A 14,993-nucleotide genomic window follows, 5' to 3' on the forward strand; every position below is an offset into this window, starting at 1 on the left:
CACGCTGCCGTTGGATGAGGGATATTCATGGCGTCCGCCGCTGAGCAACTCGCTTCGAGCTTCAACCTCGAAACCCTGTCGAAGGCGACCGATCTCAAGAAGCGGATCTGGTTCACCCTCGGCGCGCTGATCGTTTTCCGCCTCGGCACCTACATCCCGATTCCCGGGGTGGACCCGACGGTGATGGAGCACATGCTGGCGCAGAATGGCGGCGGCATTCTCGGGATGTTCAATATGTTCAGCGGCGGCGCGCTCGGCCGCATGACAGTGTTCGCGCTGAACATCATGCCATACATCTCGGCATCGATCATCATGCAGCTCCTCCAGGCCGCAGTGCCGCAGCTTGAGACGCTCAAGAAGGAAGGCCAGTCGGGGCAGCAGAAGATCAATCAGTACACGCGGTATCTGACGGTGGTGATCGCGCTGGCCCAGTCCTACGGTATCGCCATCGGGCTTGAGAGCATTACCTCGACGGTTGGTCCCGCTGTTCTCGATCCCGGACTTTTCTTCATTGTCACCACGGTGATCACGCTGACGGGCGGCACCGTCTTCCTCATGTGGCTTGGCGAGCAGATCACGTCGCGCGGCATCGGCAATGGGTCGAGCCTGATCATTTTTGCAGGCATTGTCGCAGCCCTACCGGGAGCGATCGCCAGCGTGCTTCAGCTCGGCGCCTCCGGCGGGCTTTCCACGGGTTTCGTCATCGGCTTCTTCGTCCTTTCGCTCGCGGTCGTCGCCTTTGTGGTGTTCATGGAGCGTGCCCAGCGGAAGGTGGTGATCCAGTATCCGAAGCGTCAGGTTGGCAATCGCATGTTCGGTGGCGACTCGTCTCACCTCCCGATGAAAGTGAACACTTCTGGCGTGATCCCTCCGATCTTCGCCAGTTCGCTGCTGCTCATTCCGGCGACCGTGATTGGATTCACCCACGGCACCGGCCCCGGCTGGTTACAAATCGTGGCTCGTGAACTGTCGAACGGGCAGCCGGGCTACATGTTGCTTTACGCCGGACTGATCATTTTCTTCTCCTATTTCTACACGGCAGTTGTCTTCAACCCCGAGGAGACCGCCGACAATCTGAAGAAATATGGCGGGTTCGTCCCGGGTATCCGGCCTGGCGCGAATACGGCAAAATATTTCGACTCGGTCTTGACCCGGCTGACGACGATCGGCGCCGCCTATCTCGTGATCGTCTGCCTCATTCCGCAGTTTCTGATTGGACAGTTCGACCTGGCTGCGGGATATTATTTCGGTGGCACCTCTCTTCTCATCGTCGTTTCGGTGACGATGGATACGGTGGCGCAAATACAGTCTCATCTACTTGCCCATCAATATGAAGGCCTGATTCGCAAGGGCCGAGGGAGGACACGCGGTCGATGAACATCATTCTTTTGGGGCCTCCGGGCGCCGGGAAGGGAACGCAGGCAAAAATCCTCGAGGAGCGCTACGGCGTGGCCCAGATTGCCACCGGCGACATGCTGCGGGCCGAGGTGAAGGCCGGTACGGAGCTTGGCCTGGCCGCCAAGGCAGTCATGGAGGCTGGCGCGCTGGTCTCCGATGACATTATCATCGGGATGCTTCGCAACCGTCTTTCACGGTCTGATTGCCGCAATGGCTTCATCCTGGACGGATTTCCCCGCACCGTGCCACAGGCCGAGGCGCTGGATGCGATGCTCGCAGCGCAGAAATTCGATCTGGATGCTGTGATTCTGCTCAAGGTGGACGAGACGGTACTGGTCGAACGTATTTCTGGTCGCTTCACCTGCGCGAAATGCGGTGCCGGCTATCATGACCGGTTTCACCCGACCAAAACGGATGGCGTCTGCGACAAATGTGGTGGTGTTGATTTCGTCCGCCGGCCTGACGACAAGGCTGAGGTCGTGAAAGATCGTCTTGCGGCCTATAATGCGCAGACCGCGCCGATCTTGCCGTATTACGAATCTGGTAGCCGTCTTTACACTGTCGATGGCATGGCGGCGATGGACGATGTAACCGCTCAGATCGAGGCGGCGCTGCGCGAGGCAGGTGTCGCGCGTCCGGCGACGGTGTGATAATCAGCGGGGTCACGAAAAATTGATCCTGCTCGATTGACTCGGGATCAGTCGGGCATTAGACAACCACACCTGCGGCGCTCCCTGGCGGGGCGCCGCTCTTTATTGAGGTGTCAGGACCGGTTTTGCCGATCTGCGCCTCCATTCGATGACCTTCAATGCCGCCGGCCGCATCCGGCGGCGATCCAAGGAGCAGACCGTGGCGCGTATTGCCGGCGTAAACATTCCTTCGAACAAGCGCGTGCTGATCAGCCTGCGGTATATCTACGGTATCGGGCCGGCCAAGGCGCGTGAAATCTGCCAGGCGCTGGAGATTGGCGAGGAGAAGCGCGTCAACCAGCTCTCCGAAGACGAAATCATGAAGATTCGTGAGCTGATCGACAAGGACTATCGCGTCGAAGGTGATTTGCGCCGCGAAGTCGCCATGAACATCAAGCGCCTCGTCGATCTCGGTTGCTACCGCGGGCTTCGGCATCGCAAGGGTCTTCCGGTTCGCGGCCAGCGTACCCACACCAACGCCCGCACCCGCAAGGGTAAGGCCGTGGCGATTGCCGGCAAGAAGAAAGCGACCCGCTAAGTCCCTTCTTCGCATCTACCCGACTTTCAGCGCCCGCCGACCATGGGCGGGCGTATCGAGACAGAGACAGGATTATTCATGGCCAAAGCAGCCTCCACGCGTCCCCGCCGCAAGGAACGCAAGAACATCACCTCCGGTGTCGCGCATGTTCTCGCGAGCTTCAACAATACGATGGTGACCATTTCGGACGCCCAGGGCAACGCGATCTCCTGGTCGTCTGCCGGCAGCCAGGGCTTCAAGGGCAGCCGCAAGTCGACCCCGTACGCGGCCCAGGTCGCTGCCGAGGATGCCGGGCGCAAGGCGCGCGAGCATGGCATGGAAACGTTGGAAATCGAGGTTAGCGGCCCCGGCGCCGGTCGCGAGAGCGCCTTGCGCGCCCTGCAGACGATTGGCTTCTCGATTACCGCGATCCGTGACCTCACGCCGATTCCGCACAACGGCTGCCGTCCGCGCAAGCGTCGCCGCGTCTGACGGCACGGGCCGCCGGTGCGGCCCGGCCGTAACCGGAGGGCTTGGCGCCACGCCGGAGCCGGAACGTTTTTGGATGGTGAGGGCGGCTTGCCCGCCTGACCGGAGGGACTGATGTTGAGAGATACGCATTTGGCATTGCAGCGGAACTGGCAGTCGCTGCGCAAGCCTGAGAAACTGGATATCGAGCCCGGCGCTGATGACATGCGCGTGGCGACGATCATCGCGGAGCCGCTCGAGCGCGGATTCGGCCTGACCCTCGGCAATGCCTTGCGGCGCGTGTTGCTGTCATCCCTGCACGGTGCCGCCGTCACGGCGGTGCGGATCGATGGTGTGCTGCATGAATTCTCGTCGATCGCCGGCGTTCGTGAGGACGTGACCGACATCGTCCTCAACATCAAGCAGATCGCCGTGCGCATGCATGGTGATGGCCCGAAGCGGATGACCGTGTCGGCGACCGGCCCCTGCGAGGTTACTGCCGGCATGATCCAGGCCGGCCACGATATCGAAGTGATGAACCCTGAGCTCGTGATCTGCACACTGGACGATGGTGCGACGCTCGGCATGGAACTCACCGTCGACTCCGGTCGTGGATATGTTCCCGCCGCCGCCAACCGCCCCGAAGACGCGCCGATCGGGCTTATTCCGGTGGACTCGATCTACTCGCCGGTGCGCCGCGTATCGTATCGCGTTGAGCCGACCCGCGTTGGCCAGGTCACTGACTATGACCGGCTGATCCTGAACATCGAGACCAATGGTGCGGTGACTCCGGAAGACGCGGTGGCGCTTGCCGCCCGTATCCTGCAAGACCAGCTCGGCATGTTCATCAATTTCGAGGAGCCGCAGCGCCTTCGTGCCGAAGAGCCGCGCCCGGAATTGCCGTTCAACCCGAACCTGCTTCGCAAGGTGGACGAGCTGGAGCTTTCGGTTCGGTCGGCAAACTGCCTGAAGAACGACAATATTGTCTATATTGGCGATCTCGTTCAGAAGTCGGAACAGGAAATGCTCCGTACGCCGAATTTCGGGCGCAAGTCGCTGAATGAAATCAAGGAAGTCCTGTCTGCCATGGGCCTTGGCCTTGGCATGGTGGTGCCGGACTGGCCGCCTGAAAATATCGAGGAGCTGGTCAAACGCTCCGACAATCCGTTCTGATCGCCTTTCAACCCATCGCTTTTCGTCTTTACTGATCCGGAGTCACTCCCATGCGTCACGGCCTTGCAGGACGTAAACTCGGCGTCACCGCGTCCCACCGTGCGGCCATGTTCCGCAACATGGCGGTCGCCCTGCTCAAGCACGAGCAGATCACCACCACGTTGCCGAAGGCGAAGGAGCTGCGGCCAGTGGCCGAGAAGCTGATCACCCTCGGCAAGCGCGGTGGTCTTCATGCACGTCGTCAGGCTCATGCCCTGCTGCGCGACGATATCATCGTTGCCAAGCTCTTCGAGTCGCTGGCCGATCGCTACAAGGAGCGTCACGGTGGCTACACCCGCGTTCTGAAGGCCGGCATGCGCTATGGTGATGCCGCTGACATGGCGGTGATCGAGCTCGTCGATCGTAATCCCGCCGCGAAGGGTCAGGATAGCGGCCCGAAGCCGGAGGTATCAACCGATGAGGCTGAAGCTGACGGCGCAGCCGCGGCCTGATCGCGGGCTTCATTTTCGACCAGATGAAGGGCGCGGCCTCGGCCGCGCCTTTTTTCATTCATCCGCCGCCCCACATCACCTCTCGGTCCGCTGACAGGGAGTGACGATGCAATTCGAACAGATCACCGCAGAAACCCCATCGGAGGGCAGCCTTGCCGCGGCCTATCGGGCGCTGCACACCGAGCTGGATGCCGGGGGTATCGGCCCTGCCATCGATGCATGGGAATCACTCCGGCGGGATTACGCTACCTGGTCGAGCCTTGTTCATTTGCGTTTCTCGCAGGATACCGCCGATGGTGGGCGCAAAGCGGCCCGTGAATATGCGGACGCGCTTGGCCCGGTGGTCGCCAATCATGAGACTGCTTTCAAGGCGCGGCTGCTGAGCCTCGATCCGGCCCCGCTGGAAGCCCGCTTCGGTGCCCACGCGCTGGAGATGTGGCGCAACGATGTCACCACCTTCCGCCCGAAATCGCCGCCGATCTCGAAACCGAATCCCGGCTCGCTGCCGACTACACGTCACTGCTCGCCGGTGCCCGCATCGTGTTCGACGGCCAGACGCTGAACCTCTCCGGCCTTGGCCCCTATGCCGAAAGCCCGGACCGCGAAATCCGCCATGATGCCGCCGCCGCCCGCTGGGCCTTCTTCGCCGAGCACGGCGCCGCGCTCGACGACCTCTACGACCGGCTGGTGAAGCTCCGCCACCGTATCGCCCGCACCCTGGGTGATGCCAACTTCACCCCGCTCGCCTATCGCCGCATGGGGCGGCTCGACTACGGGCCGGCCGAGGTCGCGACCTATCGCGAGGAAGTCCGCCGCCACGTCGTCCCCTCGTCGCCCGGCTGATGGAACGCCGCCGCGCCGAAAACGGGCTCGATCGCCTGATGGCCTGGGATGAACCGATGATCGACCCCCAGGGCAATCCGAAGCCGATTGGCGGGCGGGCGGTGCTGGAAGGCGCGGCGGCGGAGATGTTCGCGGCGATGGACCCGCGCCTGGCCGCATTCTACGAGGCGATGCGCAAGGGTGCGGATTCCGGAGAATTCGCCCATGGATTCCGATTTTAATTCGCCCACGATTCCGACGTTTATTCGCCCGGGGATTCCGAGATTTATTCGCCCGGGTAGCGGTCTCTGTGGCTGTTGATTTCGTTGCTCTCCTGTTCTCGTTGGGTCAAGCGGTTTTTGGGGTTTGCTTGCGGATCTTGCGCAGGCTTTCGCCGGTGAGTTCGATGCGGTGGGCATTGTGGAGCAGACGGTCGAGAATGGCGTCGGCGTAGGTCGGATCGCCGATCAGCTCATGCCAATGCGCCGGGGGATCTGGCTGGTGATGATGGTGGCGCGGCGGCCGTAGCGATCCTCGACGATCTCGAGCAGGTCGTGACGGGCGCCGGCGTCGAGTGGAGCAAGGCCGAAGTCGTCGAGGATCAGTAGATTGACGGCACCGAGGGTGCGGATCATCCGGCCGTGACGCCCTTCGGCGCGGGCGACCGCGAGTTCTGCGAAGAGTTTGGGGGCGCGCTGATAGAGCACGGTCCTGTCATCGCGACATGCCTTGTGACCGAGGGCACAGGCCAGCCACGATTTTCCGACCCCTGTCGGCCCGCTCAGGACGAGATTGTCGTGCGCGTCGATCCACTCACCCTGGATCAGCTTCTGGAACAGAGCCCGATCGAGGCCGCGGGCACTCCGGTAATCGACATCCTCGATTGCAGCGTCATGGCGCAGCCTGGCATGGCGCAGCCTTGTGCTCAACCGCTTGTCACGTCGGACGGTGATCTCGCGGTCGAGCAGAAGACCGAGCCATTCGGCGTGACTGAGGCTGGGGGTTTCGGGATTGGCGTGCAGCTCGGTGAACGCGCGGGCCATGCCTGCAAGACCGAGCTGGTGGATCTGATCGAGGGTCGGATGGTTCAGCATGAGGCTTCTCCTTGTCATCAGTGGAAATATCCGCCGCCCCGGATGTTGGGGTGGCGGATCGGGGTGGGATCGGGACTGGCGGTGCCGGCGGCTCGCTCCAGCCGGTTATCGAGGATGGATTTGACCGAGCCGTAGGTCAGGGTGCCGATGGTGAGCGCGCGCTCGGCCGCGGCATCGAGCCGGTCGGCGCCAACACTGCGGGCCAGGCGAAGGATGCCGATGCAGGCGCGGAACCCCTGCTCCGGATGAGGCCGGCGTTCGAGGATCAGGGTGCAGAGTGTCGCGACCGAGGGACCAAGCCGTGCGGCTTCCTGATGGATCCGTGCGATGGTCCAGTCGCCATAACGCCGGTGGCTCGAGGGCATGTGCTCGGCGATCGTCGTGTGTTTGCCGTTACCCGGCCTGCGTGCGTGCACGGCGATCCGTTCGCCACGGAGAAAGATCTCGACCGTGCGCACGGTGAACCGGGCCTCGACCTCGGCGCGGGCGTGCCGGTAGGGGACGGAGTAAAAATGCTTCTCGATCTCGACGTGATAATCGATGCCGACCCGCCGGCGCCGCCATTGCGCCAGCACATAGGGTTCGGCCGGCAGTTCCTTCAGCGCGGGACGATCGAGTGTTTCCAGCAGATGCCGTCTTGTCGCCCCCAGGCGACGGACGACCCGCTCCTCGTTCAGCCAGCGGCAGAATTCAGCGATCGCGGCATTCAGTTCGGCGAGGCCGTAAAATGCCCGGTTGCGCAGCTTGCCCAGCAGCCACCGCTCCGCCAGCAAAACCGCCACCTCGACCTTCGCCTTGTCACGCGGCCGCCGCGGCCGCGCCGGGAGAATGGCCGTGCCGTAATGGCGCGCCATATCGGTGTAGGTCCGGTTGACCTGTGGATCGTAGAGGCAGGCGCGGATGATCGCGACCCTGGCGTTGTCGGGCACCAGCAGCGCCGGCACGCCGCCAATTGCTGCCAGAGTGCGATTATGCGCCTCGATCCAGTCCGGCAGGGTCTGGGTCCAGGTCGCCTCAGCATAGGTGAAGCTCGATGCGCCGAGAACGGCGACGAAGATCTGGGCCGCACGCGTCTCGCCGGTGAGCCGGTCGATCACCACCGGCACCGTGTCGCCGGCATAATCGACGAACAGCTTCTCGCCCGATGCGTGGGTCTGGCGCATCGTCACCGGTAGCCGGGCTTCCCAGCTCCGGTAGAGCTCGCAGAACCGGCTGTAGCGATACCCATCCGGGTGCTCGGCAATATACTCGTCCCACAGGATCGACAGCGTCACGTGCTTGCGCTGCAACTCGCGGCGGATACGCCCCCAGTCCGGCTCATCCACACGTCGATGCCCCGGCCGCTTGCCCACCGCGCCGTCGAACAAGCGCCTTTCCAATGCCGCTTCGGACAGCGCCAGAGCCCCTGGCCCATCGAGCCCGGCCGCCTCCAGTCGCCGCAGCGTCAAGCGCACCGTCGATGCCGCAACCCCGACCCGGATCCCCACCTGGCGGGTCGAAAGCCCCGCCATCCTCAATCTGACAATCTCGCGCACATCGCGCATCGCAATCCGCTCCACTGGCATTCATCCGCTCCCTCGATCAGCCAAAGGGAGGGAACCTGAACCAGCCAGCAGAGACCTCAAGCCAACCCGGCCAACCCCGCCCGCCTGGGCGAATAAAAGTCGGAACAGGTGGGCGAATTAATCTCGGAATAGGTGGGCGAATAATTCCCGGAATCCCGGGCGAGTTAATCTCGGAATCCCGGGCGAATTGAGCCCGGAATCAGCACAAGGGCGGTTTCATGGATCTCGACAACCGCCCGGCCAAGGCCGGCGGTGGGTTCTGCACCAGTTTCCCGAGCGTCGGCATGCCGTTCATCTTCGCCAATTTCAACGGCACGCATCACGATGTCGACGTGTTCACCCATGAGATGGGCCACGCCTTCCAGAACTACAGGAGCCGGCATTTGCCGGTGTCGGACTATTTCTGGCCGACCATGGAGGCGGCGGAAATCCATTCGATGAGCCTGGAATTTCTCGCCCATCCGCATATCGAGCCAATGTTCGGCGCCGCCACCGCGCGCTACCGGCGGATGCACCTGATCGGCGCGCTGGAATTCCTGCCCTACGGCGTCTGCGTTGATCACTTCCAGCACGAGATCTACGCCAATCCCGACCTTACGCCCGCCGAACGCCACGCGATCTGGCGCCGCCTCGAACAGCTCTATTTGCCATGGCGGGACTGGGGCGACCTTACCTACCCCGCGATGGGCGGCCGCTGGCAGGCGCAGATGCATATCTACCGCTCGCCCTTCTACTATATCGACTACACCCTGGCGCAGTGTTGCGCGCTGCAATTCTGGGTCACCTCGCAGCGTGACGAGCGTGCTGCCTTGGATACCTATGTGGATCTCTGCGGCCTCGGCGGCTCCCGCCCCTTCGGCGGCCTGGTCGCGGCCGCCGGCCTCATCTCGCCCTTTACCCCGGGCGCCCTGCGCGATGCCGTGCGCGCCGCCGCGCAGGCGCTGGATCTGTCATAGACCATCAACATGATAGAGCACGACATCCGATCCGGAAGGACCGGAAAGTGCTCCAGACCGGAAGCCGAAGAATGACCTTCCCCACCGTCGCCGCTGGCTATGGCGCCCTGCTCGCCCTGATCTATCTCGTCCTCTCGCTCTGGGTCGGCTTCGGCCGCTTCGGCTTCCGGGTGATCCACGGCGATGGCGGCAACGATCGCCTCGCCCGCCGCATCCGCGCCCATGCGAATTTCGCCGAATACGTCCCGCTGATCCTGCTTCTCGCCGCCCTGCTGGAAGCGAGCGGGGCAGGGCGGCTTGAGATGAATGCGTTGCTCTTCCCGCTGCTGGTCGCCCGCGTCATCCACCCGTTCGGCATGATCGCGCCGGAGAATTCGGCCCAGCAATTCCTCTGCCGTGCGCCCGGGGCGCTCATTACCTGGCTCGTCCTTGGTGCGGAGGCGGCCCTGCTGCTGGCGCGCCTGAGATGAGAGATGCTGCTGGTTGCATTGGCCCGCGGCCAGAGCCCCGCCGTGTCTTTCCGGTCATGCGTGGCGACCTTGTCCGCCTCTCCGGCGGGCTGATCGCCGATATCAGTCAGGCGAGCTGATCACGGATCGCGCCGCATTACCATCCGCACGCCGATATTGATCGCCAGTACGACAAGCATCACGAGCAGCGCCGCGGCGAAGGCGAGGGCGTGGGATTGCGGATTCGGCTCGTTGATGAAGGTCCAGATCACGTAGGTCAGATAGCCGATCGGCTCGTTGGTGAGCTTTCCGGTCCAGAGATAGTTCGACCATCCGGCGGTATAGATCAGCGGCGCCGTCTCGCCGACCGAGATGGCGAGCGAGAGCAGCACGCCGGTGATCACCCCCGGCGCCGCCGCCGCCAGCACGATGCGCGAGGCTACGGTGTGGTCCCGCGCGCCCAGCGCATAGGCCGCTTCGCGCATGCTCGTCGGAACCCGTTGCAGCGACAGCTCGGTGATCCGCGCGAGATAGGGCACGACCATGATGGCGAGGGTGATCGCCCCGGCCAGCGCCGAGAATTTCCAGCCCAACCCGATCACCATCGTGATGTAGGAGAAATAGCCGAGCACGATCGAGGGCGTGCCGGTCAGCGTATCGGCCAGGAATCGCACGGTCGCGGCGAGGCGGTTCGAGCCGTATTCCGAAAGATAGATCCCGGCGCCGATCCCGATCGGCGCGGCGATGACGAGCGAGCCGAGCGAGAGCACCAGCGTGCCGATGATCGCGTTCTGCAGCCCGCCGGTGACCCCGTTGGTCGAGGTGGTGAAGAGCGCGACCGAGAAGGCCGATGCGCCCTTGAGCGTCACCGTCAGCACCAGGTCGAGCAGCGGCACCGCAATCAGCAGGAAGGCCAGGGTGCACAGCCCCCACCCGGCGATATTCGTCGCGTAGCGCCGCCGCTCCAGCGTGTTCAGCCGCGCCGGCATGGCGTCATGCATTGCGGGCATTGATCGTTCTCCTGACCAGCAGCCGCGCCACGGCGTTCACCAGCACTGTGATGACGAACAGCACCAGCGCGATTTCGGCAAGCGACTTCACGGCCATGTTGCTCGGGTCCTGAAGCGCGCTGTCGAGCTGCGAGAGGATGAAGGCGGCCATCGTGCTGATCGGGGTGAAGATCGTCCCCGGCAGATAGTTCAGCGCGCCGCCCGAGACCATCAGCACAGCCATGGTTTCGCCCAGCGCGCGGCCGAGGGCCAGCACGATGCCGCCGATCAGCGTGACGCGGGCCGTCGGCAGCATGGTATTCGCGACCACCTCGAAATGCGTCGCCCCCAGCGCATAGGCCGATTCCCTCAATTCGCGCGGCACCTGGTTCAGCGCGTCGTAAAGCGTCGTGGTGATGATCGGCGTGATCATCAGCGCCAGCACGATCGAGGCGGCGAGCAGCCCGTAGCCGCTGCCGGTGCTGTTGTTCATGTTGAAGAAGGGCATGAAGCCGAGCACCGCGGTGATCGCCGGGCTGATCCAGTTCGCGATCAGCGGCACCAGCACGAAAATGCCCCACAGGCCGAACACAACGCTCGGCACCACGGCGACAAGCTCGACCAGCATGGTCAGCCAGGGGCGCATCCGCGCCGGCGCCTTTTCCGACAGAAACATCGCCGCGCCCACACTGACCGGCACGGCAAACAGGATCGCGAGGAAGGAAGAGAACAGCGTGCCGACGATGAAGGCGAGAATTCCGTAATTCGCGCCGGGTGGCACCTCGTAGCCGTGGCGCATCACCGTGTTGCCGTAGAGGTTCCCGAGATTCCAGTTGATCGTCCACAGGAAGCGCAGCCCGTTGAACCCGATCGCTTGCCACGAATAGCGCGCCAGGAAGAAGACGATGGCGGCCAGCGCCAGCGGGATCAGCAGCGCAACCGCCGCCATGGTCAGCCTGAACGGTTTCACCTTCGACATGCGCCCCCTTTACACGAAACTGCCCCTCCGGCGAAGCCGGAAGGGCAGGGGTCGTCTCGTCAAGCCATGCGGCCTGCCGTGTATCAGCCCTGGATCTGGGCGATCTGCTTCGCGGACAGCTCGCGGATCTTCTTGGGCAGGGCCTTGAAGTGGACCTGCTTCAGATACTGTTCCGCATTGCCTTCGTTGGAGGCCCACGTCAGCAGCGTCTTAACGGCGTCCGCGGTGGCCTTGTTCGCCTGCTTCTTGTTCACGATCGCATATTCGTAGTTGATGATCGGATAGCTGTTCGCGCCGGGCGCGAAGATCAGGCTGATGCGCTCATCGGTCGGGGTCTTGTCACCCAGCGCGGCGGCGGCGGCGCTGACGGTCTTCGCGGTCGGAAGAACTGCCTTGCCAGCGCGGTTGACCAGCTTCGCGGTCCCGAGATGGGCGGCATCGATCTGTTTGGCGAAGCTGACGCCGACATAAGCGATCGAGTACTTGTTGCCCTTCAGCGCCTCGACCATGCCGGGATTGCCCTGCGCGCCGAGCCCGCCCTGCACCGCCGGCCAGGAGACGCTGGTGCCGTAGCCGACCTTGCTGTTCCAAGCCGGGGTCGAGAAGCTCAGATACTGCGAGAAGATGAAGGTATCGCCCGAGCCATCGGTGCGGTGCACCGGAATGATCTTGTGGTTCGGCAGCTTCACGCCCGGATTGAGCTTCGCGATCGCCGGGGCATCCCAGTTGGTGATCGTGCCGGAATAGATGCCGGCGAGAACCGGGCCGGAGAACACCAGATGGTGCCCGTTCAGGCCGGGGAGGTTGTAGTTGATCGACTGTGCGGAGATCGCCAGCGGGATGTTCAAGATGCCGGGGTTCTGCTTGAGCTGGCCGTTCGACATGTAAGCGTCGGACGCGCCGATCTGCACGAGACCCTTGATCGCCTGCGCGATGCCGGTGCCCGAACCGGTGCTCTGCGTCGTCACGCGGATACCCGGATGCGCCTTCTCGAAATGCGGCACCCAGATGTTGAACAGCGGGTAGAGCAGCGAGGAGCCGGTCTCGGTCAGGGTCACGGTCTGGGCGGCCGACGCGACGCCGACGCCAAGGCCGGCGACGAGCGCAGCGGCGCCGGCACCCAGCAGAACGGAGCGCCGCAGTTTAGAATCTGATCGCACGATGGATCTCCCTTTCGGTTGCGATGGCGAATTCACAAGCGAACGCATCACTGCGTCCTGTCACGGCATCTAGATGATCCAGTGTGACAACGCGACCGGTTGTCGATGAAGCTTTTATGACAACCGATCCGGCATTGTGACGCTCTCGCCGTTGCGCAGCCCCTGCGCGATCCGCCCGCGCAGCATCTCCACGGGCGTCTCCAGCCTGGCATAGCGCACGGCCCGCCGCAGTCGCTTGCCGTCCTCGCCGCGCACGATCAGGGTCAGCACCGTTGCCGTCACATCGGCGCTCGCGATATCGGCCCAGGCATGATGCTCGGCCTCGGCGGGGCGGCGGTGCAGCGTGATTCCTTCCGTCCCGATCACCGCCCGCGCGCGTATCGCCCTGTCGGCATGGAGCCGCCGCATCGACCCGACCGAGCCGATCACCGCGATCGTGCCGGCGAGCGGCAGCAACAGCGCCATCATGGTCAGGAACGGGCTTGGCTGCGCCGTCCGCACGAACACGAAGGGGGCGGCGAGTCCAAGGAGCAGGATCATCAATGCCATCGGCAATGGTGGATTGGCCCGCGCCGGCCCTGCCCGCAGCGCCAGTTCCCCGCCCGGTTGGCCTGCGCGGTTGCCGTCGTCATCGTTCATGGCGCCACCCTGCCCGAGCGGTTCAGGTTTGTCGATCATCGGCGCCGGGGCATAATGATTTCAATGACCGCCGAATCGCCCCGCCCCTCGCTTGCCGGCCTGTTCTCCGGCTTTTTCACCGCCGGCCTGTCGGGGTTCGGCGGGGTTCTGCCTTTTGCCCGGCGCATCATGGTCGAGCGTCGCGCCTGGCTCACGGCCGCCGAATTCTCCGACCTGTTCAGCCTCTGCCAGTTTCTCCCCGGCCCCAATGTGGTCAATCTCGCTGCCGCCTTCGGTGCGCGCCAGCGCGGCCTGATGGGAGCCATGATCGCGATTGCCGGGCTACTTGCCGCGCCGGTCGCCATCGTGATCGGGCTCGGCGCCGTCTATGAGCGGATCGGCTCGATCCCGGCCGTTCACCATGCGCTGCTTGGCCTTGCCGCCGGCGCCGCCGGCCTGTTCGCGGCCGCCGCGCTGCGCATCGCCTGGCCCGCCGCGCGCCGCCCGGCGCATGCCGGCGTGGTCGGCCTTGCCTTCGCCCTGTTCGGCGTTCTGCACCTGCCGTTGCCGGTGGTCATCGCGATCGCGACGCCGCTCTCCGTGCTCGTCGCCTGGCGGCAGCACCGATGATCCTGCTTGTGCTGCTCGGCCTGTTCGCCGGCTTGTCCCTGATCGCGATCGGCGGCGTTGCCAGCACCCTGCCGGCGATGGCCCGTGCCGTTGTCGCCATCACTGGATGAGCGCGCCGCAATTCGCCGCCCTGTTCGGCCTCGCGCAGACCAGCCCCGGCCCGAACATGCTGATCGCGACGCTGATCGGCCTGCACGTCGCCGGTCTGGCTGGCGCGCTGGTCGCCACGCTCGGCATGATCGGTCCGTCGAGCCTGCTGACGGTTCTGGTCGCGGGTGTGTGGGAACGGTTCCGAAGCGCGCGCTGGCGGCTTATCCTGCAAGCGGCGATCACGCCGGTCTCAGGCGGGCTGATCCTTGCCGCCGCCCTGGTCGTCGTTCGCGCGGCCGATCATGGTCTGCCGGCCTGGGCGCTCACAGTCGTGGTCATGCTGGTTTCGTTCCGCGTCAGGCTGCATCCCCTGGTTCTGCTTGCCGCTGCCGCCGCACTCGGGGCTGCGCTGTTCTGATCAGCTTGCGCCCGATCTGCCGAACCGAGTTCAGCCGAGCCGAAGCGCTGCCGGTAGCGCCGCTTTGGGCAGCCGCGCGAACCGACTGATATCCGGCGCCGGCGCGCCATAGAGATAGCCCTGGGCATAGTGGCAGCCGCACTCCCGCACAAAATCCCGCGCTTCCGGCGTTTCGATCATTTCCGCGATCGTGCTGATCCCCATCCGCCGGCACAATTCGGTCAGTGCCGAGAGAAAGGCACGGCCCTTCTGCGCCCGCTGGGCGTGGCGGATCGCGTCCCCGTCGAACTTGACCGCATCAACCTCCAGCACCGAGAGATAGCGGAACGAGGAGGCGCCAGCTCCGAAATCGTCGAGCATCACTGCGTAGCCGCGGCTGCGCAGCCCTGGATGAAGCGGTTCGCCGCATCGAGATCGCCGATCTGGGCACTTTCCGTGATCTCGAATGACAGCCGGCGGCGCAGCCATCCGTTTTCGGCGAGCAACC

The 14,993-nt window shown here is 64.2% G+C and carries 18 protein-coding genes and 2 pseudogenes; 13 read left to right on the plus strand and 7 right to left on the minus strand.

Annotated features, from left to right (window positions below; translation table 11 throughout):
* Positions 1-27 precede the first annotated feature (27 nt).
* From secY to ACIDOCELLA78_RS000000106035, 9 genes are all read left to right on the plus strand, one after another.
* Positions 28-1,377 (plus strand): preprotein translocase subunit SecY, encoded by a 1,350-nt coding sequence (gene secY / locus ACIDOCELLA78_RS000000105995; protein WP_201728817.1) that lies wholly within the window; start codon positions 28-30, stop codon positions 1,375-1,377.
* Complete coding sequence (locus ACIDOCELLA78_RS000000106000; RefSeq protein WP_201728818.1) at positions 1,374-2,048, plus strand: adenylate kinase; 675 nt, start codon at positions 1,374-1,376, stop codon at positions 2,046-2,048. Before secY ends, ACIDOCELLA78_RS000000106000 begins: the two co-directional genes overlap by 4 nt.
* Before the next feature lie 199 nt (positions 2,049-2,247).
* On the plus strand, positions 2,248-2,625 hold the full coding sequence (gene rpsM, locus ACIDOCELLA78_RS000000106005) for a 30S ribosomal protein S13 (protein WP_201728831.1): 378 nt from the start codon (positions 2,248-2,250) through the stop codon (positions 2,623-2,625).
* Positions 2,626-2,703: 78 nt separating this feature from the next.
* A complete protein-coding gene (gene rpsK, locus ACIDOCELLA78_RS000000106010) occupies positions 2,704-3,096 on the plus strand; it encodes a 30S ribosomal protein S11 (protein WP_201728819.1) in 393 nt (130 codons plus the stop codon).
* 129 nt (positions 3,097-3,225) lie between these two features.
* Entirely contained in the window at positions 3,226-4,245 is a 1,020-nt protein-coding gene (locus ACIDOCELLA78_RS000000106015) for a DNA-directed RNA polymerase subunit alpha (protein WP_201728832.1), read from the plus strand.
* A gap of 50 nt (positions 4,246-4,295) precedes the next feature.
* Positions 4,296-4,736: a 50S ribosomal protein L17 gene (rplQ, locus tag ACIDOCELLA78_RS000000106020; protein ID WP_201728820.1), complete on the plus strand. Its 441-nt coding sequence runs from the start codon at positions 4,296-4,298 to the stop codon at positions 4,734-4,736.
* 106 nt (positions 4,737-4,842) lie between these two features.
* Positions 4,843-5,298, plus strand: a complete 456-nt coding sequence (locus ACIDOCELLA78_RS000000106025) for a hypothetical protein (protein ID WP_249675884.1) — start codon at positions 4,843-4,845, stop codon at positions 5,296-5,298.
* Entirely contained in the window at positions 5,277-5,579 is a 303-nt protein-coding gene (locus ACIDOCELLA78_RS000000106030; protein ID WP_249675887.1) for a hypothetical protein, read from the plus strand. Before ACIDOCELLA78_RS000000106025 ends, ACIDOCELLA78_RS000000106030 begins: the two co-directional genes overlap by 22 nt.
* Complete coding sequence (locus ACIDOCELLA78_RS000000106035) at positions 5,579-5,800, plus strand: hypothetical protein (protein ID WP_249675889.1); 222 nt, start codon at positions 5,579-5,581, stop codon at positions 5,798-5,800. Before ACIDOCELLA78_RS000000106030 ends, ACIDOCELLA78_RS000000106035 begins: the two co-directional genes overlap by 1 nt.
* A 106-nt stretch (positions 5,801-5,906) precedes the next feature.
* Here ACIDOCELLA78_RS000000106035 and istB read toward each other — a convergent pair.
* Positions 5,907-6,652, minus strand: a pseudogene (gene istB / locus ACIDOCELLA78_RS000000106040) (IS21-like element helper ATPase IstB).
* Positions 6,653-6,669: 17 nt separating this feature from the next.
* Positions 6,670-8,196 carry an IS21 family transposase gene (gene istA / locus ACIDOCELLA78_RS000000106045; RefSeq protein WP_201727680.1) on the minus strand — a complete coding sequence of 509 codons (1,527 nt, stop codon included), beginning with the start codon at positions 8,194-8,196 and terminating at the stop codon, positions 6,670-6,672.
* 215 nt (positions 8,197-8,411) lie between these two features.
* Here istA and ACIDOCELLA78_RS000000106050 point away from each other — a divergent pair.
* A pseudogene (locus tag ACIDOCELLA78_RS000000106050) lies at positions 8,412-9,173 on the plus strand (M3 family metallopeptidase); the annotation flags it as partial.
* A gap of 71 nt (positions 9,174-9,244) precedes the next feature.
* The gene (locus ACIDOCELLA78_RS000000106055; RefSeq protein ID WP_201728821.1) at positions 9,245-9,643 is read left to right on the plus strand and encodes an MAPEG family protein; all 399 of its coding nucleotides are present in this window, start codon (positions 9,245-9,247) and stop codon (positions 9,641-9,643) included.
* A 119-nt stretch (positions 9,644-9,762) separates the two neighbouring features.
* On the opposite strand, the gene pstA is transcribed toward ACIDOCELLA78_RS000000106055, so the two are convergent.
* The 4 genes from pstA to ACIDOCELLA78_RS000000106075 form a co-directional block, all read right to left on the minus strand.
* Entirely contained in the window at positions 9,763-10,632 is an 870-nt protein-coding gene (gene pstA, locus ACIDOCELLA78_RS000000106060; protein WP_201728822.1) for a phosphate ABC transporter permease PstA, read from the minus strand.
* Positions 10,616-11,590: a phosphate ABC transporter permease subunit PstC gene (gene pstC, locus ACIDOCELLA78_RS000000106065; protein ID WP_201728823.1), complete on the minus strand. Its 975-nt coding sequence runs from the start codon at positions 11,588-11,590 to the stop codon at positions 10,616-10,618. Before pstC ends, pstA begins: the two co-directional genes overlap by 17 nt.
* Before the next feature lie 83 nt (positions 11,591-11,673).
* Positions 11,674-12,750, minus strand: coding sequence for a phosphate ABC transporter substrate-binding protein PstS (pstS, locus tag ACIDOCELLA78_RS000000106070; protein ID WP_201728824.1), 1,077 nt, complete (start codon positions 12,748-12,750; stop codon positions 11,674-11,676).
* Positions 12,751-12,864: 114 nt separating this feature from the next.
* Positions 12,865-13,428, minus strand: coding sequence for a hypothetical protein (locus ACIDOCELLA78_RS000000106075; protein WP_201728825.1), 564 nt, complete (start codon positions 13,426-13,428; stop codon positions 12,865-12,867).
* Positions 13,429-13,452: 24 nt separating this feature from the next.
* Here ACIDOCELLA78_RS000000106075 and ACIDOCELLA78_RS000000106080 point away from each other — a divergent pair, with 24 nt between their 5' ends.
* Positions 13,453-13,998 carry a chromate transporter gene (locus tag ACIDOCELLA78_RS000000106080; protein WP_201728826.1) on the plus strand — a complete coding sequence of 182 codons (546 nt, stop codon included), beginning with the start codon at positions 13,453-13,455 and terminating at the stop codon, positions 13,996-13,998.
* 106 nt (positions 13,999-14,104) lie between these two features.
* Positions 14,105-14,506 carry a chromate transporter gene (locus tag ACIDOCELLA78_RS000000106085; RefSeq protein ID WP_249675892.1) on the plus strand — a complete coding sequence of 134 codons (402 nt, stop codon included), beginning with the start codon at positions 14,105-14,107 and terminating at the stop codon, positions 14,504-14,506.
* A 30-nt stretch (positions 14,507-14,536) separates the two neighbouring features.
* On the opposite strand, the gene ACIDOCELLA78_RS000000106090 is transcribed toward ACIDOCELLA78_RS000000106085, so the two are convergent.
* A complete protein-coding gene (locus ACIDOCELLA78_RS000000106090) occupies positions 14,537-14,866 on the minus strand; it encodes an EAL domain-containing protein (protein WP_249675895.1) in 330 nt (109 codons plus the stop codon).
* Between the last annotated feature and the right edge of the window lie 127 nt (positions 14,867-14,993).

This window comes from Acidocella sp. C78, assembly GCF_907164655.1.

Bases quoted from the DNA above. Each gene is read 5' to 3' on its own strand.
- ACIDOCELLA78_RS000000106085 (WP_249675892.1), top strand. From the start codon at position 14,105: ATGAGCGCGCCGCAATTCGCCGCCCTGTTCGGCCTCGCGCAGACCAGC.
- ACIDOCELLA78_RS000000106035 (WP_249675889.1), top strand. From the start codon at position 5,579: ATGGAACGCCGCCGCGCCGAAAACGGGCTCGATCGCCTGATGGCCTGG.
- ACIDOCELLA78_RS000000106075 (WP_201728825.1), bottom strand. From the start codon at position 13,428: ATGATCGACAAACCTGAACCGCTCGGGCAGGGTGGCGCCATGAACGAT.
- rpsK (WP_201728819.1), top strand. From the start codon at position 2,704: ATGGCCAAAGCAGCCTCCACGCGTCCCCGCCGCAAGGAACGCAAGAAC.
- ACIDOCELLA78_RS000000106080 (WP_201728826.1), top strand. From the start codon at position 13,453: ATGACCGCCGAATCGCCCCGCCCCTCGCTTGCCGGCCTGTTCTCCGGC.
- pstA (WP_201728822.1), bottom strand. From the start codon at position 10,632: ATGCCCGCAATGCATGACGCCATGCCGGCGCGGCTGAACACGCTGGAG.
- ACIDOCELLA78_RS000000106090 (WP_249675895.1), bottom strand. From the start codon at position 14,866: ATGCTCGACGATTTCGGAGCTGGCGCCTCCTCGTTCCGCTATCTCTCG.
- rplQ (WP_201728820.1), top strand. From the start codon at position 4,296: ATGCGTCACGGCCTTGCAGGACGTAAACTCGGCGTCACCGCGTCCCAC.
- istA (WP_201727680.1), bottom strand. From the start codon at position 8,196: ATGCGCGATGTGCGCGAGATTGTCAGATTGAGGATGGCGGGGCTTTCG.
- secY (WP_201728817.1), top strand. From the start codon at position 28: ATGGCGTCCGCCGCTGAGCAACTCGCTTCGAGCTTCAACCTCGAAACC.
- ACIDOCELLA78_RS000000106025 (WP_249675884.1), top strand. From the start codon at position 4,843: ATGCAATTCGAACAGATCACCGCAGAAACCCCATCGGAGGGCAGCCTT.
- ACIDOCELLA78_RS000000106055 (WP_201728821.1), top strand. From the start codon at position 9,245: ATGACCTTCCCCACCGTCGCCGCTGGCTATGGCGCCCTGCTCGCCCTG.
- pstC (WP_201728823.1), bottom strand. From the start codon at position 11,590: ATGTCGAAGGTGAAACCGTTCAGGCTGACCATGGCGGCGGTTGCGCTG.
- ACIDOCELLA78_RS000000106000 (WP_201728818.1), top strand. From the start codon at position 1,374: ATGAACATCATTCTTTTGGGGCCTCCGGGCGCCGGGAAGGGAACGCAG.